Below are 21,498 nucleotides of genomic sequence, written 5' to 3' on the forward strand. Positions count from 1 at the left end.
CCGGTTCAGGCACAGGGAGCGGCGATCGACGCGAGGCCTCGCCGCCCTGCCCGAGCTCAGGGCGCGCACAAACACGCGGCGGGCGGAGGTGCCCGACGCGTGTTCTATGTAGCCATTACTTGATCTTTTCGCACAGGCCGTAGTGATATGCATTCCGATGCTGCTTGGGATTGTCGCAGTCCTTGATCAGCCTCTTTTGTGCCGAGGGCGACATCGCGTTGAATGCCGAGCGGATTTCTGCATCGGAGCGCAAGGTTCGCATCGTGTCATCCGAGAAGAAGGGCCTCATCAGAGTGGTATCTTCAAAGGAACTTGTCACAGTTGGGTCGGACGCTGTCTGCGCAAAGGCGCCGCCGGCAAGCGTCGTCGCGAGAACTGCAATCGAGAGCATTTTGAGTTTCATGATCATTTCCTTTCCTATTCGGAGGGGATCGATCAGTAGGCGATCGTTAGAAAACAGGCTGGCGGACCGAAGGTTCCGCAATGACCGGCCCGCGGCGTTCAAAACGTCGTGTTGCTTTTCTAACCTGCTCCTCAAACTACTGGAGGGTGTAAGGTCCTTCAGGGTTGGCGACTTCAGCGCACCACGTCGATCCAATCGGAGAAGCGCAATCATCGGAACCCGCCGCCCTGTGCCGGCTTAACGGGTCAGCCGCACTTAGAAGGACGACTTGTTGGGCAGGAACCAGTCAATGGTACATGCACGATCCGGAGAAGGCAGGCAGGGTTCGGGTTGGCGTTACCTGGTAGCGCTCGTGCTCAATCTCTGCATCACCATCGCCGAACTCGTTGGCGGCATTCTATCGGGCAGCCTGTTGCTGGTGGCCGACGCCGCCCACAACGCCAGCGACGCTGCCTCGATCGGCATCTCCTATGTCGCCTGGCGGATTTCCAGGCGCTACGCTGACAGGCGGCGCACCTTCGGCTACGGGCGCGCCGAGACGATCGGCGGGCTGATCAACCTCACCACTCTGTTCGTCATTGCGCTTTATCTTCTCTATGAAGCCGCAGATCGCCTGATGAACCCGCAGGAGATTGGCGGGTGGACGATGATCGTCGTCGGCGCCGTCGCCTTCGTGGGAAATCTGGCCTGCGCCTGGGTGCTGTCGAAGAACAGCGGCAGCCTCAACATGAAGAGCGCCTTCCTGCACATGGCTGCCGACACGATGGCGACCGTGGGCGTCATCATCGGCGGCATACTCGTCTTGGTCTTCGACATCGTCTGGGTCGATCCCGTGATCACGGCCGCCGTTCGATCTACATCTTCGTCCACGCAACCCGGGAGATCCGCCACGCGATCTCACTTCTGATGGAAAGCGTACCAGCGGACCTGGATTTCGACGACCTCGTCGGCCAAATCGAGGCAATCGAAGGCGTCGAGAACCTGCATCACGTCCATGTCTGGAGGCCAGATGACACACGCCGGGCGCTGGAGGCCCATATCGCCGTTTCGGAGCGGGACCTGGAGTCGGCTGACAGGCTGAAGGACCGGATCAAGCAGATGCTGAGCGAACGTTTCGACATCGCGCACGCCATGCTTGAAGTCGAGTTTGCGCCAAATGTCAGCCACGACCGCAATCTCATACGCAAGGAGTGATGCTCGATCCCGATCGGATCAACAGGCCCGGATGCGATGTTGGCTCTCTATCGCGAGCCTGTTCACCGATCCATCGGCCCAACGCCATTTCAGGAAAAGGGGCGTAGCCGTTTTCTGTCCGAGTTGCGTCAACCACTCCGCTAACCCGCCACCCAAGCCAATGATCTGAAGATGGACCGACGGCTTTGAATGGAACCATCACATGATTTTTGGTGCACTGGTTGTTTTCGTTCCGCTTTCACTGGCGCTTGAATATTTGTTCGGCGCCTCTGCTCTGGTGGTGTTCGGCACAAGCGCGGTTGCCATCGCGGCTTTGGCCGAGTGGGTTCGTCGGGCAACCGACCAGCTTGCTAGCCGCGTTGGGCCGGCTATCGGCGGGCTCCTGACGATCAGCTTCGGCAGCATTGCCGAACTTGTCCTCGCCTTGTTTGTGTTGATGCGAGGCCAGATCGAAGTGGTGCAGGCCCAGATCACAGGCTCGATCCTCGGAACAAGTCTCTTCGGACTGGGCCTGGCGATCATTATCGGCGGCGCGACGCGCGACCGGCAGCAGTTTGGTCAGAAACGCGCCGGGCTTCTAGCGAGCCTGCTTATTCTGGTGGTTATCGCCCTTCTGCTGCCCGCGGCATTCGACATGACCGGCCGTCTGTCGGGCCATACGACAAATGTAAGCGACGAAGAGGTGAGCCTCGGTGCGTCTGTCGTTCTTCTGGCTCTCTACCTCGCGAACCTCGTTTACACCCTGGTCACCCATAGGGACGTCTTCTCCGCTAACCGAGCGGAGGGCGGGGCAACTTGGAGCCTTTTCGTCACCCTGGCCGTGCTGATCGTCGCGACCGTTGCAATCGCAGTTGAATCCGAACTTATTTCGGCAGTTCTCGAAGAAACCGCCGGCACGCTGCACCTTTCGCCGATGTTCCTCGGGGTGATCATGCTTGCGCTGGTCGGCACCGCAGGCGATCTGTTTGCGGCATCCTGGTTTGCGCACGAGAATCGGATGGGACTCGTGCTCCAGATATGCATCGGCTCCGCCATCCAGGTGGCGCTCGTCCTTGCGCCACTGCTTGTCCTCGTGTCGTGGTTCCTGGGACATCCGATGACGCTCGTGTTCTCGAACCCGCTTCACCTGTTTGCGATTGCCGGCACGGCTTTCATCGTCAACTCGATCGCGCGTGATGGGGAGACAACCTGGTTCGAGGGTGTTCTCCTGTTGGGCGTATACGGGCTGTTCGCACTGGCCTTTTTCTTTTCGGGAGCAGGGTAGCTGACAATGCCCGGTGACCAACATGACCTTCCCGAAAGGAAGTAATCAACTGAAAAAGGCGCCGCGATGGAGCGCTCTGCGACCAGGCCGCGATTGACACAATCCCGGCGAACAGCGTGGCTCAGGACAACACCAAGGGTTGATTGCCAGTCCTGGATTTTCGCCCGGCAGCGCTATGCCGGGTAGCCATCGCAATGGAGGCGTCGCCATGTATGAAGCGTGGTTTTCCAGGCCGGTGCCCGTGGCCACCGGCATATCTGGCGAGATCATCAACCTTTCCAACGCTAATCAGGCAGTCGACGTACCTACCAAGCACTGCCGCAGTGCGGGAAGCCGCATGTATCTGGCGGCGCTACGCGCCCGCCGCCACGCCATGAATGGCGGCATAGCGGCTGACGTTGCCAGGGACGCATGTCGATGCGGCCCGAGAAGCGCACATGCTCATCGAATAAGCCCACACAGAGCGATATTCCGGACTCGCCTCGAACGAGAACACGCCATGAGCGGCGCCTCTGATGGCGACAGATGATTGATCGATCCCTTCCGCATTCGCAGGTGTACGAACATGAATTCCGGAGCACCGCTCGGTTTCGTGACGGTCCGCCGGCAGGTCAGACGACGGTTATTTCGTACTCGTCCTTTTCGTTCTTATAACTGCATTGCTCTCGACACCCGGGACGACGATAGGGCTGCGAGCGGAGGTTCGCGTTCTTCCCACCTCGTTTCGTCTCACTGAAGGCCTCGTCCGTCAATCTGCGTGTTGGACCAGGCATCGGCCACGACATTGAATGGGTCACGACCGGGCATCCCGCTGGAGATCTACCAACAGGTGCTGACGGATTGCATAATGGTGCGGAATGCTGCCTTCGCCCCTATTCGAGCAAAATGCCATCAATGTCTGCCTTAACACCTGGCAGCGACAACAAGGGGAGCATGAGGATTTGTGGGGCGGTCTTGCGGCGCGAGCGGCTTCTCTGTCCCCGTGATGTCGTTCGACATGCCGGGATACCGAAAAGTTGAGCGCAGAGAGCCGTCAAGGTCTGCGTGCGGGTTTGCAGCAGAAGATACGCGCCGATCCTACTCCACTGCATCTGATGTTCTTGGCGAAACGCTTGGAGATGACGGCGTTGACGGTGGCGTCGACAAAGGCCGAGGGGATGCGCTCACCGGACCGACAGCGATCGCTGTAACTGATCAGGCTCGCACTGTTCGAAGCGCTGTAGGCCTGGAACTCGCTGATGGCGGTCAGGAACTTGCGCATGTTTGGATAGTCCGTTTCGAAATGAGATCGTTGCAGGACAGTTCGCGCGGTCAATCCGCGGCAGGCAATAGCGCGGGCTCTTCAGCCGCACGTCGAACCTGCCGAAGCTGTCATCCGATGACGCAGGGCATCTTCCTTGCCCGCACAATGGTATATGGTGGTATGCTAAGCATATCGTCGGTTTCCAATCTGATAATCGGGCAAAGGGAGTTGAACGATGTCCAAGGAAAGCAAAGATCTTTCGCGCCGTCGGTTCCTCGGTGGCAGCGCCGTCGTCTTCACGGCCGGTACGTTGGGGATGCCGTTCGTGCGAACGGCACGCGCGCAGGCCGCCACCTTCAAGGCCGGCGTTATCACCTCACTGTCGGGCGAGAACATCCTCGGCGGCAACCTAACCAAGCGTGGGTACGATCTGTGGGCGGAGGCCATCAACGCCAAGGGCGGCGTCGAGGTCGCCGGCGAGCGTTTCAAGGTCGACATGTTCTACGGTGACGACCAGAGCAATCCGGCGACCGGCGCCGACGCCGCCGAGCGTCTGATCGTGCAGAATGAGGTCGACGTGCTGTTCGGCCCCTACACCAGCGGCTCGACTATCGCTGTGCAGCCGATCTGCCAGAAATACCAGGTGCCGATGATTTCTGGGTCCGCGGAATCGCCGAACGTTTGGAAGGCCAAGCCGGAATTCAACTTCGGCATCATCCCAGCCGTGGACACCACTGCGGGTAAGTCGCTGGCCGTACTGGCGAAACTGTCCAACCCCACAGCCAAGACGATTGCGGTGATCGGCGTCAACGAGCCTTTCTCGAAGGAGACCGGCGAAGGTTTTCGCGACGGGGCCAAGGAGGCCGGGCTGGAAGTCGTCGCCTACGAATTGGTGCCGGCCTCGGGCGACCTCACCCCGGTCATCTCTAAGATCGCAGCACTCAATCCCGACATCGTCGCCGTCGGCGGCCATGAGGAGCCGCTGATCAACGTCGTCAAGACCTCGAAGTCGCTGAACTTCCGGCCAAAGGCGCTGATAATGCACTACGGCGTCACCGACCCGGCCTTCGCCCAGGCGCTCGCCGCGGACGCCGACGGCACCTGCGGCGTCTCCGTGTGGCTGCCATCGGTTCCCTACAAGGACGACGTCTTCGGCACCGCAAGGGAGTTTGCCGACATGGCGCAAAAGAAGTCCGGGCACGAGCCCGACTATACCGAAGCGGCCTGCGCGGCCAGCGGCCTCGTTTTCGGCGATGCCGTCAAGCGGCTCGGCAAGAAGCCGGCGCTCGCGGCCGAAGACAGGGTGGCGCTGAAGGATGCGATCGCCGAGACAGACATCCAGACCTTCTACGGGCCGATCAAGTTCGAGAAGGAAGGCAACCACTACCATGACAACGTCCAGCCGGTGCCGGTGCTGATCCAGATTCAGGGCGGCAAGACGGTGGCGGTGGGCCCAAAGGAGGCTGCGGCGGCAGACCTCACCTACCCGCTGCCGGCCTGGAAATAGGCTGTTTCGGACAGGGTGCGGGCAGCCTCGTCGCCATCACCCTGCCCGGCGGAACTACGACGGTTGCGCGTGCTCGGAAAATGGCGGACCATGCCATCGAGTGCGGCCGCGTTGCCGCGGCACCTTGCCCTTTCGTTTGCCTGACTGACGGATGGTTCCCGCTTTGGATCTTTTCCTACAGACCTTGCTGAACGGCCTTCTGATCGGCGGCGTCATCGCCACCTTTACGATCGGATTCCAGCTCGCTTTCGGCGTGCTGCACGTCATCGACTTCGCCGTGGGCGGCTGGGTCGTGCTGGGTGGCTATCTCGGCTACTACATGGCCGCCGGACTGGGCGTCGACGGATTCCTGGCGATCCCCGTGGCCTTCGTGCTGTTCGGCACCATCGGCTATCTGATTGGGCCGATCCTCTACAATGTCCGCAACAGCCGCACGGCGCGGCCGGAATTGATGGCGCTGGCGCTGACGTTCGGCCTGTTCACGCTGCTGCGCGGCGGCATGCTGACCGCGTGGGGTTTCAATACCCACAGCGTTCCGACGGCGTTGAGCGGCGAGAGCCTCGCCGTCGGGCCGGTGACGGTGCCGCTGATCCGCGTGGCGGCGGCGGTGTTCGCGATCGCCATCGCCGGCAGCCTGTTCCTGTTCCTCTACCGCACCCGCTATGGGTTGGCGATCCGAGCGACGGCTGAAAACCGGCAGAACGCCGCGCTGATGGGCGTCAACATCCACCGCCTCAGCGCCAATGTCTACGGGCTTTACGCAGGCATCACCGCCATGGCCGGCGTGCTGATGGGGGCAATTTTTTCCGTCAATCCGGAGGTCGGCCTGCGCTATACGCTGTTCGCGTTCTTCGTGGCTGTGCTTGCCGGCTTGGGCTCCGTCGGCGGTGCCCTTGTCGCCGCCCTGCTGCTCGGCGTTATCGAAGCCTTCGTCGCGACCTATGTCGGATCGAGCTATTCGCTGCTGGCGATCTTCGCCACGCTGTTCCTCGTCCTGCTCGTGTCCCCGCGCGGGATCCTGCGACACGGCTTGTGAGGCCGGAAATGAAGCAACGCTGGACCGGCCTCCTCCTGCTGATCGCGGTGATCGTTGTGCTGGCGCTCCTGCCGATCTTGGTCAACAACTATTGGCTGCGCATTGCCACCGGCGCGCTGATGTGGGCCGGGCTGGCCTGCTCCTGGAACATACTCGGGGGCTATGCCGGCTATATCAATTTCGGCCATTCGGCTTTCTTCGGGCTCGGCGCCTATGTGACGGCGCTGCTGATGGGCGACAACCCCGCCTGGCCTTTCTTCGCGACGGTCCCGGCCGGTATGGTGGTGACAGCGCTGTTTGCTATTGTCATCGGCGCGCCGACGCTGCGCCTGCGCGGCGCCTATTTCGCCATAGCCACCTGGGCCTTCGCCGAGGTGCTCATCCAGTTCGCGTCGGTGATGGACTTCACTGGCGGCATCGGCGGAATTGGGCTGCCGCCTTTTCTCGACGAGCGCTTCTTCTACTTCGCCATGTTCGGCGCTGCTGCGCTGACCTACCTCATCACCTGGGCGCTGTTCGAGCGCTCGCGTTTCGGGCTGAAGGTCAAGGCGCTACGCGACCACGAGCCGGCGGCCGAGGCAATGGGTATCAACACTTCGCTGGTCAAGCTGCAGACCTTCGTACTCAGTGCCGTCACAGCTTCGGTGTTCGGCGCGATCTTCGCCTACTGGGTCACCTTCATCAATCCGAAGAGCGTCTTCGGCGGCGACATCACCGACCAGATGGTGGTAATGGTGTTGCTGGGCGGGCTGGGCAGCCTGTGGGGACCGGCAATGGGCGGTGTGGGGCTGTTCGTCGTCAACCGCATGATCTGGATGTACTGGGGCGACACCGCCTTCTATATCGCGATATTGGGCGCGGCCATCGTACTGGTGGTGCTGTTCATGCCGAACGGCATCGCCGGCCTGTTTTCGAGGCGTGGGGCCAAGTCCGGCGCCAAGCTGGACAAGGCGGTCGGCAAGCTTGTCGGCGACGGCCAAGGAGGGCCCAGTTGAGCGTGGCCGAGGGCAAAACGGCTGGAGCCGGCGACCCTATCCTCGTCGTGCGCGAACTCTACCGCCATTTCGGCGGCATCAAGGCCGTCAACGGTGTCTCCCTGGACGTCGGTCGGCGCGAGATCGCCGGCCTGATCGGACCTAACGGGTCGGGCAAGTCGACACTGTTCAGCCTCGTATCGGGCGCGGTGACGCCGGATCGTGGCCAGATCCGCTTCGACGGTCACGAAATCGGCGGCCGAAAAGCTCACGCGATCGCGCGGCTGGGGCTTGCCCGTACCTTCCAGATTCCGGCCATGTTCGACAATATGAGCGTCACCGAAAACCTTCTGGCGGCCGCCGCCCAGGGCCACTGGCCAGGAGCGCATGAGCGGGCGGCCGGAACGCTGGCTCTGCTCAAACTGGAGCATGTCGCCGACAATCGCGCCTCCGACCTTTCGGGCGGCCAGCAGAAACTGCTGGAGTTCGGGCGTGTCATCATGCGCGAGGCCTCGCTCATCCTGCTCGACGAGGTGACGGCGGGGGTGCATCCCAATATCCGTAAGATCATCCTGGAGGCGATCGCGCAGCTGCGCGAGCGTGGCATTACCTTCCTGGTCATCGAGCACGACATGGAGATGGTGCGCAATGTGTGCGACCGCATCATAGTCATGGATGCGGGCCGCGTCGTGACCAGCGGCTCTTTCAACGACGTCGTTCGCGATTCGGAAGTAATGCAGACCTATCTGGGGCGGCTGCAATGAGCACCACGCTCACCGCCGAAAACATTGTCACCGGCTATGGCAAGCAGGAGATCATCCATGGCGTCTCGCTGAGCGCGGAGGCCGGCAAAATCACCTGCATCTTTGGGCCGAACGGCTGCGGCAAGTCGACCCTACTCAAGGCCGTCGCCGGCGCGCTGCCGGTGTGGAGCGGCACGGCGAGACTGGGTGACGCGACGCTGTCCAACCTTGCCGTCCATGAGGTGGTACGCCAGGGGCTGGTGCTGATGCCGCAGGGCGGCGGCGTATTTCCGCGCCTGACGGTGATCGAGAATTTGCGCATGGGCGGCTACGCTATCGCAGACCGCCGGCTGGTCGAGCAGCGCATCGAGGCGCTGATCGAGCAATATCCCTCTTTGGCGCGACGGTGGCGTACTGCGGCCGGTTCGCTTTCAGGCGGCGAGCAGGCAATGCTTGCGCTGGCTCGAGCACTGGTCTCGGAACCGCGCTTCATTCTGCTCGACGAGCCTTCCGCCGGATTATCGCCGGCCATGGTGATCGAGACGCTCGAACGCATTACCACCCTCATCACGCACGGCATCGGAATAGTGATGGTGGAGCAGAACATTCGCCAGGCGATGCCGATCGCAGACAAGCTTTACATCCTGGCGGCCGGCGAAAAGCGTTTCGAGGGAACGCCCCGCGACGTGCGCGACGACCGGCAAATCATGGACATCTATATGGGCGGAGCGTGAGATGGCTCTGTCGCAAATTGTGATTCTGGCCACGACGGGACGTGTCGCGCAGATGATCAGCCGGCGAGGATTTCGAACTGCTCGGCGATCGAGGGACGTGGATTGTAGGCAAACCTCGCCTGTCGCTTGCGCATCATGTGAACCATTTCGATTCCGGGGAGAATGACCTCGGCGCTTGCCATCGACTTGAAGCCAAGCATGGAGCAGAGACGGCGCTTGATGCGCCGATGATCCTGCTCGATCCGATTGTTGAGGTACTTGCTCTTAGGGATGCGGATTGGTTTCCGTGAACGTCGCGATAGACCCCGCAGGCGGTTTTCAGCATCGCAGGAAACAATCGCCTCGTGATTGGTCTGGCTGCCGTCGATGACGATGCGATCCGGTCTGCCGTGGCGCTCCAGCGCCTTTCGGAGGAAGCGTTTGGCGGCCGGAGTCACGGTTCTCGCTGAAGAAGAACTCGACCGGGTCTGTTGATTGCGCGAGATAGGTACATCCAACGGCCGCGAACTTTGATGTAGGTCTCGTCCATATGCCACTTGCCGGTGACGGCACGCTTGCGCCGGTTGAAGCGCTCCAGCAGTTGCGGCGAAAATCGTCTCACTCAGCGATGTACAGTGGAGTGGTCGACCTGCCGGGCGAGGCGTCCGCTGCCCAGCTTCCGCGCAATCTTGCGGCTTCCTGCATGGCCGGTCCGTCGACGTTCGGGCAATTGCTGGAACAAATACGAGCCGAAGAGTGTTCACTGCCTAGTGCGACGGCCGCGAATACGATGAAGGACAGTGCAGGTGGCGAGCTTCTGGACTGACAGATCGTGCGGTGCTCGAGCTCGTGTTCGACCTTGCGGACTGGACGGTGCGATGGTTGCAGTAGACACCGCACCTTGATTTCGGGGGCAAGGTTCTTCTGCCGAGTTCGGCTCGGGACTCGGACGCCCGAAAGGATCGAATAGAGCGACACTTCTCCCGGTCCGAATAGCGGCAGGTCGCGTTTGTTGAGCGAGGGCAGCACGGGAAGAGCGCTTATGACGCAACAGGGAGGAGCAAGAAGCAAGGGGGCTGGACAACGCGGCGAGCGCGCACTGCCGACTTCGCAGCGGTCGTCGCGTGATCAGGAGAGAGCGCGAAAGACGCCTCAAGCACAGCACGAGCGGAAGCAGCGTGTACTCACCAAGGGTCAGCCGGCTATGGTGAGCAGCATCGCCAATGCGGTGACCGTCAAAAACCTCAATCTATATTACGTCATAGCGCCAGATGGACAGGTTCCGCTGGAAAGTGAGCACGGTTTTGGACTGTATTTTCACGACTGCCGCTTTCTCGGTGGGTATGAGATGGTGCTCGCTGGCCTCGCTCCCGCCGTGTTGGCCTCGACTGCACAAAAGGGCTATATGGCGCTCTTCGAGTTAACCAACCCTGACCTGCACCTCGAGAAAGGAAAATTGATCCCCAAGGAGGAACTCGGCATCCGGTGGGAGCGGGTTCTCGATGCCGAACAAACAAGCGTCCAAGAGATCGTCACCTTCCAGAATTTTGGGCACCAAGTCCATAGTTTTCCCCTGACCTTAAAGTTCCGAGCAGGCTTCGAAGACGTTTTCAATGTTCGAGGGCTGGTGCATGACAGCCTCGGCAGATTCGACTCGCCCTGCTGGCGCGACTGCAAGCTCCGGTTCGTCTACCATGGAGCTGACCACATCCGCAGAACCGCGACGATCGCCTTTTCGCCTGCACCCGATATCAGCCATAAGACTGCGGCCGAATTCCGGATCTGCGTATCTCCAGGTGAAACACGAGCCGTGTCGGTAACCATAGAACTGCAGGAGCGCTCCGAAGGGGAAGAGGCCAAGCGTTCAAACCCACAGCCGGTTGTCACGATCACTCACCTTGCACGAAGCTTCCAGGACAGCCCGGAACAATGGCTGGCGCAGCATACGAGACTGGTTAGCGACAGCCTCCTACTCAACAGCATTATCGATCGATCGCTGCATGATCTTGGGATGCTACGATCGCATCTGGGCAACAAGGAGTATTTTGCCGCCGGCGTGCCATGGTTCGTAGCCCTGTTCGGACGTGACAGCCTGATCGTGGCGCTCGAAATGCTCGCCTTTCAGCCGGAGTTCGCCGCACAAACACTGCGCCTTCTCGCCGACTACCAAGGACAGTGTATCGATCCGTGGCGTGATGAGCAGCCTGGCAGAATCCTTCATGAGCTCCGAGTCGGCGAATTGGCTGGAGCCGGGGATATTCCACATACGCCCTTTTACGGGGCAGTGGACGCAACTCCGCTGTTCCTGCTGCTTCTGGGGCGCCATGCAGCCTGGACGGGCGACCTCAGCCTGTTCCGCGAATTGCGGGCGCCAGTGGAGCGCGCCCTAGCCTGGATCGCAGCTGCCGGAGATCATAATGGCGAGGGGTACCTGGAATATCAAAGCACCTCGAACAAAGGGCTAGTTAATCAAGGATGGAAGGATTCCGGCGATGCGATTGTCAGGGCTGATGGCAGCCTCGCCAAGCCGCCGATAGCGCTTGTTGAGGTGCAGGGCTACGTCTTTGCCGCAAAACGCGCGATCGCAGATCTTTGCGAGCGCACAGGAGAGCCCGATCGAGCAAGTCAGCTTCGCCATGAAGCCGAAAGGCTTCGAACACGATTCAATCGCGACTTTTGGTATGAGGACCAGGGTACGTTCGTCCTCGCTCTGGAAGCAAACGGCCGCCAGGCTGCCGTCGTTTCCTCAAATCCCGGACACGCGCTGTGGACGGGTATTGCCGACCAGGACAAAGGCCAAAGGTCGGCGGCACGCTTGATGCGAGATGACATGTTCAGCGGCTGGGGCGTGCGTACTCTGTCGGCTTCGGAACGGCGGTATAATCCTGTTGGATACCATCTCGGAACCGTTTGGCCGCACGACAATGCGCTGCTGGCGGCCGGATGCCGGCACTACGGCCAGGATGAAGCGGCGTTGCGGATCTTTACAGCGATCGCCGAAGCAGCCATGCACTTTCGTCATCACAGGCTGCCCGAGGTGATAGCAGGCTTCCGACGGGAGGATTTTCAGGTGCCGGTGCATTATCCCGTGGCCTGTCATCCGCAGGCCTGGGCGGCGGGGGCAGTACCTTTCATGTTGACCACCTGCCTTGGCCTGGAACCTGACGCCTTCTTCGGGAATCTGCGGATCGTGCGGCCTCGGCTCCCCCATTTTGCAAACCATATTGAGCTTCGCGGGGTGCGGGTCGGTGGCGGGAGCGTCGATCTCGAATTCGAGCGGACGGCCGGCGGAGCCAAGGTGAACATCCTGAAAGCGACAGGGCAGGTGTCGGTGAAGGTCGAAGACTAAGAGAGCAGGCAGTGGAAGCTCGGATCCGCCGGGGGGCGGCCTGCCTTGCTGCAGGCAACAGGTGAACGTTGAAATTCCTGAACCAGGTCGTGCAGTGCGCCCCTGTGGTGGGCAGATAGGTGGCAAATTTCGGGAAGCTACCCGGAACTCAACTGGAGCAGCCCGCCCAACACGAGCCCGAAGAGCGTCTGCCCGCCGACCGTCGTCAGAGCGGTAAGATTCCCATAATTGCGGCCGAACGGGCCCGGTGGTTCAACCTTGCGTGACGGCGATGGCCCGTCGAAGTCGGAACGCATGTGCGGATGTACATAGGGCATGTTCGGCAACAGCACGGTCACCAGAAACAGCCCGTGGATGAACCCGACAATCGTTCCGAACCACCAGGTTGCCAGTCCAAGATACTGGAGCGCCACGGCATAGAGGAAGCTGAACGCAAGTCCACCGGAGGTGTAGGCGATATAGCCGAGGATCATGGCACGACGGCGGCTGCGCGTGAGCGCCGTTCCGAACAAGAACGGCAGGCTCATGCGCGTTATGCCTGTCATTTGCGCGCCCTCCAGCGCGGTTGTCATCACAACCGTCGCCAGTGCGCCCCACAGGCACAGTTCGAGCCAGGATTGTCGCATCATTTGCTCCTCATCCCTTCGTCCGCTTCTTTGCCGCTTGCGCATCCGATGTTTTGGCCGCGTCGGCACGCCCGCTTTCGTGGAAGTTCCGAATCGCGAGTGCGGCATTAACCAGACCTGTGTGGGTAAAAGCCTGAGGCATGTTGCCGAGAAATTGTCCGGTCCTAGGGTCGAACTCCTCCGAGAACAGCCCTACGTCGTTGGCGCAGGCAGCGAGGGCATTGAAGCGGTTTTGCGCCTCGTCGATTCTGCCGGCCCGCACAAGATAGTCGACGGCCCAGAAGCTGCAGATGCCGAAGGCGCCTTCCCTCGGTTCATCTCGTACCGCCTTGTCACTAGGGCCATATTGATGCCGGTAGAGCCACGGACCTGCAGAAAGCATCCTGTCGATGCGCTTCCACGTGCCGTTCATTCTCGGGTCGTTCGCATCAATAAAATTGCTGCGTGGCAGGAGAAGGGCTGTGGCATCGACGTAGGTCTCGCCATAGGCGCCGACAAAGCTGTTGAGATCCCGATTGAACCCCCTTTCCAGAATTTCCCGCCGAATCCGTTCACGAAGCTTTGCAATATCATCGCGCGCGACCTTGAGCGTACCTTGGTCGCACAGGTTTACCAGGTCGTTCAGAACCGACCAGCACATCACCTTCGAATAGACGTGATGGTTGCGATTTCCGCGCGTTTCCCAGATGCCATTGTCCGGCTCGTGCCATATCCCGCTGACCAACTTGCCTATGTTGAACAGCAAACGCATCTCGCGTGGTGAAAAGGAGTTGCCGCGGTCGATGGAATCGGCCGCGGCTCCAACCACGGCGCCGTAGACGTCGAGCTGGAGCTGGTCTTGCGCGGCGTTTCCAATGCGAACTGGGGACGAATTCATATAGCCACTCAGATGGCCGAGCTCGTGTTCCTTGGCGTTCGTGCGGCCGAACACGTCATAGAGCGTCTTGAGTTCCGGTTGCGTCCGCCGAGTTGCGTTCATCATCCAGTTGAAGAAGACCATGCCTTCCGTATTGAACCCAGCATCGAGAAAAGCGCGCAGCGTGAAGGAGGCGTCACGGAGCCAGCAAAATCGATAATCCCAGTTGAGATTTCCGCCGATCCGCTCGGGAAGCGAAGTTGTGGGCGCAGCGACCACTGCTCCCGACAGCGAGAACTGTAGCAGCTTCAGCACCAGCATGCTTCGGCGAACGAGATCGGTGTGCGGTCCACAGTAGTTGCAGTCTTCGATCCAGTCGCGCCACCAGCCGACCGTCTGGTCGAGCTTTGGGTCGCATTCGCCAAATGCCGGCAGGATCGCAGGGCCGCGGGACGCGACCGACAGGATAAGCCGGCGCCGATCGCCTTTGCGCAGTCTGAACGCGGTGACGAGGCATTCCTGTCCGTCATTCTCGAAGGGAACCTCGGACTGCAGGAAGAAGCACATTCCCCTGGCCGCTACCGCCCACGTACCGGCATCGCGGCTTTCGATCGAGACCCTGCCCCGCCCGTAGTCAGGACGTAGCGCGACAGCAATCTCCATCTCCGGATTGCCTCCGATGCAGTCGATGATGCGGATAAGTTCGCGCTCCGGCTCCAGCCGCCCAAGACCCTCCGGGCCGACGGCGAAGAAGTCTGTCACTTTCAATGTGCCGTCTCTGCATTCGAACGTTGTTTCCAGAACGTTCGTGTCCTTCAGGTAGCGGCGGCTGACATTGACGCAGCGGGTGGGTCGGACGCTAAAATGGCCACCTCGCTCGCGATCCAGAAGAGCGGCGAAGATAGAGGGGCTGTCGATGTTTGGCAGGCATGCCCATTCGATCGCGCCACTTCGTGACACAAGCGCGGCGGCGCGGCAATCGCCGATGATGGCATAGTCCTCTATCGGCGGAAATCCGTCGCGCTGAAGATCATCGGTCGCCTTGTCCAAATCGCTCCGCATGCTCCCTATGACGACAACGCCTGCCTGAGTAGCTGCGCCAGGTGTTTCGTCCGGCGTCCCGTGCCCTGCTCGATCTGTTCGCGGCAACTGAAGCCGTCGGCAACGATGATCGTGTCTTCCGGAGCGCCCTTGACTCGCGGGAACAGGACGCGTTCCGCGGCAGCCATCGAGATATCGTATTTGGCCCTTTCGAAACCGAACGGTCCGGCCATGCCGCAACAGCCCGAAGCAAGAAATTCCGTGTCGACGCCCAGGCGGTCGAGCACCTTTTCCTCGGCCTTGGTATCCAGGATCGAATGATGGTGGCAATGCAACTGGGCGAGGGCGCGCCTCTCACCGGGCAGCCGCGGCAAGTCCACCTGCTCGCGGTCGAGGAACTCGCTCAAGAGCAACGTGCTTCGCGACAACTGCTGCGCGCGCTCGTCCCCGCGGAAGAGACTCGGCAACTCGTCCCGAAAGGCGCTCGCGCAAGAAGGCTCAAGGCAGACAATCGGCGTGCCGACGCGAATTTCGTTCCGCATGACGTCAAATGTATTTCTCCATAGAGCCTTCGCCTCGTCGAGCAGTCCCCAGTCGTACAATGGCCTCCCGCAGCAGACCCATCGCTGTGGCATCGCGACTTGGTACCCGAGCATCTCAAGTGCCTGGACTGCGTCGATGCCCGTAGGGGCCCTGAAATGGTTGGTGAACGTATCCGGCCAGAGTATCACGCGCGGACGGCCTTCCTGCCGCGCGGAGGATCGCGACGAGAACCAGGCCGAAAGGCTGGGACTGGAGTAGCGGGGAATGCGCCGCTGCTGCGCAATGCCGGCTACAGTCTTAGAGGCCGCAGACAGGACCGGGGTTTGGGTCAAGATGTTGGCGAGCCAAGGAGCATATCCGGCCAGGCGCGACCAGCGATGGATCTGACCCAGCGTGTAGGCCGCTCTCGGTCGCATTCGGTTGCGGTAATGGCGATGGCGGAACTCCGCCTTGTATGTCGCCATGTCGACGGAGACGGGGCAATCCTTCTTGCACGCCTTGCAGGCGAGACAGAAGTCGAGCGATTCTTCCACGGCTTCGCTCGCCCAGCGGTCTTCTATGGCGCCGCCATGCAGCATTTCGAAAAGCAGCCGGGCCCGCCCTCGCGTCGACCACTTCTCCTCGCGCGTCGCCATGTAGCTCGGGCACATGACGCTCTTTTCACTGTCGATGCGGCGGCAGGCGCCGACACCTACGCAGCGCCGCGTCGCCTTGGTGAAACTGCCGCCGTCTTCCTCATAGGCGAAGACGCCAACCACCTGCGGCGGTTGGTAGAGCGGACCGACCCTGAGGTTTGCATCTGTTGGGAACGGCGCCACCACCTTGCCAGGGTTCATCAGCCCGTCCGGATCCCAGATGGCCTTGAATTCGCGAAAGGCCTCGAGCATTTGCGGCCCATACATTCGCTCAAGCAACGCCGCGCGTGCCTGCCCATCGCCGTGTTCGCCGGAAAGCGAACCACCGTAGCGCACGACGAGATCGGCTGCCTCTGTGAGAAACTGCTGCCAATCGGCGACGCCTCGCTCGGTGCGCAGATCGAAGGGAACACGGCAATGGACGAGGCCGTCACCGAAGTGCCCATAGACGGACGCCTTATAGCCATGCTTGTCGAAGAGCGCCGTTAGCTCGCGCAGATACCCGCCCAGATTTTCGCGCGGCACGGCGCTGTCTTCCCAGCCCGGATATGATTCCGGCATTCCAGGGACATGGGCCGTCGCGGCCAGGGCAGCCTCGCGAAGTTCCCAGATGCGTTTCTGCTGCTTTTGCTCGATAATGATCGAGGCGCCGCAGATGTCGTTCTTCATCCGCTCCGCAAGATCGCGGGCGGCGCTATTGGCCTCCTCTTTCCTATCGGCGCCCATCTCCGCCACGAGCCAAGCCCGCCCCTCGGGGAGCAGCCTGGCGTCTTCGGGGTGAACGTGCTTTTCGCGTATGAACTCGATCAGAAGATGGTCGATTCCTTCGAGGCCGATGGGCTTTGAGGCGAGAACTTCCGGGACCGCATCCGCGGCGGCGAATACGTCCTCGAAGCCCAGGATTGCCAACACGCGCTCCGACGGGCTGTGGACGAGGTCGAGCGTCGCATTGAGTATCGTGACGCAGGTCCCCTCCGTGCCCACCAGGGCGCGAGCGATGTTGAAACCTTTCTCGGGGAGCAACTCGTCCAGGTTTTCATACCCCGAGACCCGGCGCGGGATCTTCGGATAGCGGCTGACGATGAGCTCTCCATACTTCTTCCGAAAGACGTCGAGCATGCGATAGATTTCAGCGCGCCGTCCGCCTTGTTCGAGAATGGTCTCGAGCTCCTGGCTGTCTGTCGGCCCCACGGTCATCTGCAACCCGTCGCCGGTCACGATTTCCATGGACCGCACATTGTCGGAAGTGCGTCCCGCCATCACCGAATGGACGCCGCAGGAATTGTTGCCGAGCATTCCCCCGAGCGTGTTGTGGTCGTGTGTAGCGGGGTCAGGCCCGAATGTGAGCGAGTGCCTTTCGGCCTGTTTGCGCAACACGTCGAGTATGCAGCCGGGTTCGACCGTCGCGCGCTTTGCGTCCGGGTCGATTGAAACGATGTGATCGAGATGTTTGGAAAAGTCGATAACGACCGCAACGTTGCAGGTCTCGCCAGCGAGGCTCGTGCCGCCGCCGCGTGCAAGGATCGGGATCCTGTTCTTCCGGCAGACCTCAAGGGTGTGCAACACGTCGTCAATGCTCTTCGGAACGACGACGCCGATCGGAACCTGCCGATAGTTGGATGCATCCGTTGCATAAAGCGCGCGGCTACCCGCATCGAACAGTACGTCGCCTTCGATCCGGCGCGACAGCCCATCCATGATCGTACGGCGGTCTTCTTCGGAGATGCTGACATATTCGGCGGAGACACGGCCCGTCGAAGAACGTTCGACGCGCCGCCCATTCGTGTCGGTTGAGCGGCGATCAATTTCCACACGATGGCTCATCAGCCGCTCCTTTTGCGGTCTTCAGATAGCGAAGCGCTCCGCGTCCTTGGATTTGAAAGTCAGGCCCAGGCCCGGACGCGACAAGTCTGGGCGGATTTGTCCCGCATGCGGAACGGGGGAGCCTTCGAACAGCATCTGCTCAATTCGCACATGGTCGTGGAACCACTCTATGTTCTTGAAGCGTGGCGCCGCGCAACCTGCATGAAGGTGAAGCGCAGGCGCCGTGTGGGCCGAAAGCGGCAACGCGTACGCGTCCGCAAGCACCGCGGCCCTGAGAAAGCCAGTCAATCCGCAGCAGCGCGTAGCGTCCGCCTGTAGTACATCCACCGCGCCTGCCTCGAGCATGCGGCGGAAATAGAAAGGCTCATAGCCATATTCGCCGGCGGCGATATCCATTGCGGCGGGCGCCCGGTCGCGCATGAGCCGCAGGCCTTCCAGATCGTCGCTCGACACAGGTTCTTCGAACCAAGTGACGCCAAGCGCCGCGAAACGGTCGGCAAAGAGCAGCGCCTGTTTTCGGTTCAGCGCTCCGTTGGCATCGACATAGAGTTCGGCATCGCCGATCGCGGCGCGTGCGACTCGCACGCGGTCCATGTCGCGGGCCGGGTCGCTCCCGACCTTCATTTTCACTGCCCTGCAGCCGTCCTGCTCGACCCAGGCGGTCAGTTGGTCGGCCAATCTATCGTCGGAATAGGAGGTGAAACCGCCGCTGCCATAAATCGCGAGGCTATCGCGCTCAGGTCCGAGGAGGCGGGCCAGCGGCACTCCCATAAGCTTCGCCTTGAGATCCCACAGTGCCGTATCGACCGCCGAAATCGCAGAGGCCGCTACGCCGCGCCAGCCCAGATTGCGCACGGCCCCAACCATAGCCAGCCAATGCCGCGGGATATCGAAGGCATTGCCTCCCTTCACGATCGGCGCCAGCTTTTCCGCGGCAAGGACTGCCGCCGATTTGCCGGCATAAGTAAAGCCCATGCCGACACAGCGTCCCGCAGAGACCTCGACGAGGACAAGCGTGGTGGCGTCCCACGTGGCTGTGCCGTCCGCTTCTGGCGCGTCCGTCGGAATGCGGAATGCTGAGACGGTCAGATCGGCAATGATGGGATCCGAACGTTCCATGACCGGCTCATACGAGTTCGCGCACCGTGTCCGAGGCGATCGTTGTGGCGATCTTCTCCCTGGCCGGCGTGCCCTTTGCGAGAGCCTCTGCCAGATGCAAGGCCTGCTTCGCCTTGATCTTTGGCGGCATCGGCGGCTCGTGCGGATCGACCACCGCTTCAACGAGGGCTGGTCCTGGCTCGGCGAGCGCCTCCCGCAGCGTCTCGGCGCATTTCGCCGGATCGTCCACGGTATAGCTTTTCAGTCCGAAGCCACGGGCGACGGTTGCGAAGTCGATCGGCTGCAAGTCGCAGACGTATTCTGGATTTCCCAGGAAGACCATCTGCTCCCATTTGATCTGGCCGAGCGTGTTGTTCTTGATAACGATGATTTTAACGTCGAGATTGTATTTCACGCAGGTCGCCAGTTCTCCCATCAACATGGTCAATCCACCGTCCCCGATGAAGCAGATAACCTGCCGGCCCGGATGGCTGACGCTGGCCGAGACTGCATAAGGCAATCCGCAGGCCATAGTAGCCAGATTGCCAGAGCAAGAGAATTTCATGTCGCCGCGGATGTCGATGTGACGCGCCGCCCAAGTTGTGATCGTCCCGGAATCGGTCGTCACAATCGTGTCGTCGCGCAGGAGCTTGTTCAGCTCATGGGCGACGACTTGCGGTTTCATCGGCATGTCCTGACGCGTCCCGCGATCACTGGTAAGTTCTTTCCATTCGTGCATGTCGCTTTGCGCCTTCTCGAGGAACGAGCGGTCCTCGCGAAAATCGAGCCGCGGCAGCAGCGCCTCCAGCACCTTGCTCGAGTCTCCGACGAGACCCGCCTCAACCGGATAGCGCAGTCCAATGCATTTCGGGTCGAGATCGATTTGGACGGCGCGCGCGTCTCCCGGCTTTGGGTAGAATTCGATGTAGGGAAAGCTGCTGCCCACGATCAGGAGCGTGTCGCAGCTTTCGAGCGCCTCCTGCGCGGGTCTCGTGCCGAGCATTCCGACGCCGCCGACCGAATAAGGACTGTCGTCAGGCAGTGCCATCTTTCCCAGCAGCGGCTTCGCTACTGGCGCACCAAGCCGCTCGGCCAAGGCCGGAAGCTTCTCGCGCGCGCCAATTGCCCCTTGCCCGGCGAGAATGACAGTTCTCCTGCCCGAGTTCAGAATGGAAGCTGCGCGCGCCATTTGTTCCTCGTCAGGCATCTGCGCCGAAACGGCCATCCTCTCAGAGACGTGCCCGGGGACATTCCGCTTCGAAGGCGCCGCGGCTGAAAGTTGCTCGGACTGGATGTCCACCGGGATCGTGACATGCGCCACTCCTCGATAGGCAAGCGCAGTGCGGCAGGCAAGCTCGACTGTACTTTCGACATGTTGCGGCCCCATGACGCGTACATTGTAGACGGCAACATCCATGTACAACTTGTCCAATTCCACATCCTGCTGCGTGTAGGTGTGCAGAAGGTCGTGGAATTGCAGCCCCGTGATTGCGAGAACAGGCTGCCGATCGAGCTTTGCATCATAAAGTCCGTTGAGCAGGTGAATGCCGCCCGGCCCTGAGGTGGCCAGGCAGACCCCGAGCCGACCTGTCCACTTGGCGTACCCGCAAGCCGCGAAGGCGGCCGCCTCCTCATGTCGGACCTGGATGAACCGAATCTTGTCCCGGCGCTTGCGTAGCGCCTCGATAACACCGTTGATACCATCGCCTGGGATGCCGAATATCGTATCGACCTTCCAGTCGATCAGGGTATCGACCAGAACGTCGGCAGCGGTTCTTGCGGCCATGTCGCGTCTCCTGAAGGTTCGTGCGCGTCCTAGAGTGCTCCCATCGCCCGAGAGCGTCTAGGGCCAGCGATTTTCAGTCATAACTGCTCGGGCAGCCAACTGTTCCGCCTTGAATCGCTCATCGGCCGCGTGTGGAACATTTTCGCGCATTCCGGCGTTCCGGCTTTTGACGGACCGAAACCTGAAACATTCGGGTGCAAACAGGAGGTCGGAACGTTGCGAAGCAAGCTCCTAGCCGATTCTGCAGGCCAGAAAGCATTTGCGCTGATCCTGGAAAGAGGAGACGAGGTAATGTCGTGTCTTCAGGACTTCGTCGATCGCGAAAATGTGTCCGCCGCTCAATTTTCCGCGATCGGGGCCTTCAGTGACGCTGTTCTCAACTATTTTGACTGGCAGAAGAAGGACTACAAGAAAATTCCAGTGGACGAACAGGTCGAGGTCGCGGCGCTGAACGGCGACGTCGCTCTCGCACCTGACGGAAGCCGGACAGTTCATGTTCACACCGTGCTCGGCCGATCCGACGGGATGGCGCTCGCGGGTCATCTTGCCGAAGCGCACGTGCGCCCCACCCTCGAAATCGTACTGACGCAATCTCCTGCACATTTGCACAAGCGGCACGATCCCAGCTCAGGCCTCGCGCTGATCAGGCCGGAGGAATGAACC

18 protein-coding genes and 2 pseudogenes are annotated in these 21,498 nt (G+C 61.0%); 12 read left to right on the plus strand and 8 right to left on the minus strand.

Features of this window, described 5'->3' with window-relative positions; all coding sequences use genetic code 11:
- Nucleotides 1–115: 115 nt before the first annotated feature.
- On the minus strand, nucleotides 116–403 hold the full coding sequence (locus tag LB536_RS28440; protein WP_224598374.1) for a hypothetical protein: 288 nt from the start codon (nucleotides 401–403) through the stop codon (nucleotides 116–118).
- Between the two features lie 289 nt (nucleotides 404–692).
- Between LB536_RS28440 and LB536_RS28445 the strand changes: the two genes are divergently transcribed.
- The 4 genes from LB536_RS28445 (at nucleotide 693) to LB536_RS28460 (ending at nucleotide 3,390) form a co-directional block, all read left to right on the plus strand.
- The gene (locus LB536_RS28445) at nucleotides 693–1,310 is read left to right on the plus strand and encodes a cation diffusion facilitator family transporter (protein WP_224598375.1); all 618 of its coding nucleotides are present in this window, start codon (nucleotides 693–695) and stop codon (nucleotides 1,308–1,310) included.
- Complete coding sequence (locus LB536_RS28450; protein ID WP_224598376.1) at nucleotides 1,310–1,597, plus strand: cation transporter dimerization domain-containing protein; 288 nt, start codon at nucleotides 1,310–1,312, stop codon at nucleotides 1,595–1,597. Before LB536_RS28445 ends, LB536_RS28450 begins: the two co-directional genes overlap by 1 nt.
- Nucleotides 1,598–1,799: 202 nt before the next feature.
- Nucleotides 1,800–2,861, plus strand: coding sequence for a calcium/proton exchanger (gene cax / locus LB536_RS28455; protein WP_224598377.1), 1,062 nt, complete (start codon nucleotides 1,800–1,802; stop codon nucleotides 2,859–2,861).
- A gap of 208 nt (nucleotides 2,862–3,069) precedes the next feature.
- Nucleotides 3,070–3,390, plus strand: coding sequence for a DUF982 domain-containing protein (locus tag LB536_RS28460; RefSeq protein WP_224598378.1), 321 nt, complete (start codon nucleotides 3,070–3,072; stop codon nucleotides 3,388–3,390).
- A gap of 374 nt (nucleotides 3,391–3,764) precedes the next feature.
- On the opposite strand, the pseudogene LB536_RS28465 reads toward LB536_RS28460, so the two are convergent.
- Nucleotides 3,765–4,140: pseudogene (locus tag LB536_RS28465) on the minus strand (hypothetical protein); the annotation flags it as partial.
- A gap of 199 nt (nucleotides 4,141–4,339) precedes the next feature.
- Here LB536_RS28465 and LB536_RS28470 point away from each other — a divergent pair.
- From LB536_RS28470 to LB536_RS28490, 5 genes are all read left to right on the plus strand, one after another.
- Nucleotides 4,340–5,611 carry an amino acid ABC transporter substrate-binding protein gene (locus LB536_RS28470; protein ID WP_224598379.1) on the plus strand — a complete coding sequence of 424 codons (1,272 nt, stop codon included), beginning with the start codon at nucleotides 4,340–4,342 and terminating at the stop codon, nucleotides 5,609–5,611.
- A gap of 163 nt (nucleotides 5,612–5,774) precedes the next feature.
- Entirely contained in the window at nucleotides 5,775–6,647 is an 873-nt protein-coding gene (locus tag LB536_RS28475) for a branched-chain amino acid ABC transporter permease (RefSeq protein ID WP_224598380.1), read from the plus strand.
- A gap of 8 nt (nucleotides 6,648–6,655) precedes the next feature.
- Nucleotides 6,656–7,642 (plus strand): branched-chain amino acid ABC transporter permease, encoded by a 987-nt coding sequence (locus LB536_RS28480; protein ID WP_224598382.1) that lies wholly within the window; start codon nucleotides 6,656–6,658, stop codon nucleotides 7,640–7,642.
- Between the two features lie 2 nt (nucleotides 7,643–7,644).
- A complete protein-coding gene (locus LB536_RS28485; RefSeq protein ID WP_224598422.1) occupies nucleotides 7,645–8,385 on the plus strand; it encodes an ABC transporter ATP-binding protein in 741 nt (246 codons plus the stop codon).
- Nucleotides 8,382–9,098 carry an ABC transporter ATP-binding protein gene (locus LB536_RS28490; protein ID WP_224598384.1) on the plus strand — a complete coding sequence of 239 codons (717 nt, stop codon included), beginning with the start codon at nucleotides 8,382–8,384 and terminating at the stop codon, nucleotides 9,096–9,098. Before LB536_RS28485 ends, LB536_RS28490 begins: the two co-directional genes overlap by 4 nt.
- 56 nt (nucleotides 9,099–9,154) lie before the next feature.
- On the opposite strand, the pseudogene LB536_RS28495 reads toward LB536_RS28490, so the two are convergent.
- Nucleotides 9,155–9,726, minus strand: a pseudogene (locus LB536_RS28495) (IS6 family transposase); the annotation flags it as partial.
- On the opposite strand from LB536_RS28495, the gene LB536_RS28500 reads away from it, so the two are divergent.
- On the plus strand, nucleotides 9,628–9,903 hold the full coding sequence (locus tag LB536_RS28500; protein ID WP_224598428.1) for a hypothetical protein: 276 nt from the start codon (nucleotides 9,628–9,630) through the stop codon (nucleotides 9,901–9,903). The pseudogene LB536_RS28495 and the gene LB536_RS28500 sit on opposite strands and share 99 nt — an antisense overlap.
- A gap of 378 nt (nucleotides 9,904–10,281) precedes the next feature.
- Nucleotides 10,282–12,426, plus strand: a complete 2,145-nt coding sequence (locus LB536_RS28505) for a glycogen debranching N-terminal domain-containing protein (protein ID WP_224598386.1) — start codon at nucleotides 10,282–10,284, stop codon at nucleotides 12,424–12,426.
- A gap of 137 nt (nucleotides 12,427–12,563) precedes the next feature.
- Here the strand turns inward: LB536_RS28505 and LB536_RS28510 are convergent, their stop codons facing one another.
- From LB536_RS28510 to LB536_RS28530, 5 genes are read right to left on the minus strand one after another with little or no spacing between them, the layout of a single operon-like run.
- Complete coding sequence (locus tag LB536_RS28510) at nucleotides 12,564–13,055, minus strand: hypothetical protein (protein WP_224598388.1); 492 nt, start codon at nucleotides 13,053–13,055, stop codon at nucleotides 12,564–12,566.
- Between the two features lie 7 nt (nucleotides 13,056–13,062).
- Nucleotides 13,063–14,958 carry a glycoside hydrolase family 15 protein gene (locus LB536_RS28515; protein ID WP_224598389.1) on the minus strand — a complete coding sequence of 632 codons (1,896 nt, stop codon included), beginning with the start codon at nucleotides 14,956–14,958 and terminating at the stop codon, nucleotides 13,063–13,065.
- A 17-nt stretch (nucleotides 14,959–14,975) separates the two neighbouring features.
- A complete protein-coding gene (locus LB536_RS28520; RefSeq protein WP_224598390.1) occupies nucleotides 14,976–17,951 on the minus strand; it encodes an FAD-binding and (Fe-S)-binding domain-containing protein in 2,976 nt (991 codons plus the stop codon).
- 21 nt (nucleotides 17,952–17,972) lie between these two features.
- Nucleotides 17,973–19,070 (minus strand): enolase C-terminal domain-like protein, encoded by a 1,098-nt coding sequence (locus LB536_RS28525; protein WP_224598391.1) that lies wholly within the window; start codon nucleotides 19,068–19,070, stop codon nucleotides 17,973–17,975.
- A gap of 7 nt (nucleotides 19,071–19,077) precedes the next feature.
- Complete coding sequence (locus LB536_RS28530; RefSeq protein ID WP_224598392.1) at nucleotides 19,078–20,835, minus strand: thiamine pyrophosphate-dependent enzyme; 1,758 nt, start codon at nucleotides 20,833–20,835, stop codon at nucleotides 19,078–19,080.
- A 216-nt stretch (nucleotides 20,836–21,051) separates the two neighbouring features.
- Here LB536_RS28530 and LB536_RS28535 point away from each other — a divergent pair, with 216 nt between their 5' ends.
- The gene (locus LB536_RS28535; protein ID WP_224598393.1) at nucleotides 21,052–21,495 is read left to right on the plus strand and encodes a PPC domain-containing DNA-binding protein; all 444 of its coding nucleotides are present in this window, start codon (nucleotides 21,052–21,054) and stop codon (nucleotides 21,493–21,495) included.
- Nucleotides 21,496–21,498: the final 3 nt, after the last annotated feature.

Origin of the sequence: Mesorhizobium sp. ES1-3 (assembly GCF_020164795.1) — a bacterium.
Lineage (GTDB): Bacteria > Pseudomonadota > Alphaproteobacteria > Rhizobiales > Rhizobiaceae > Mesorhizobium.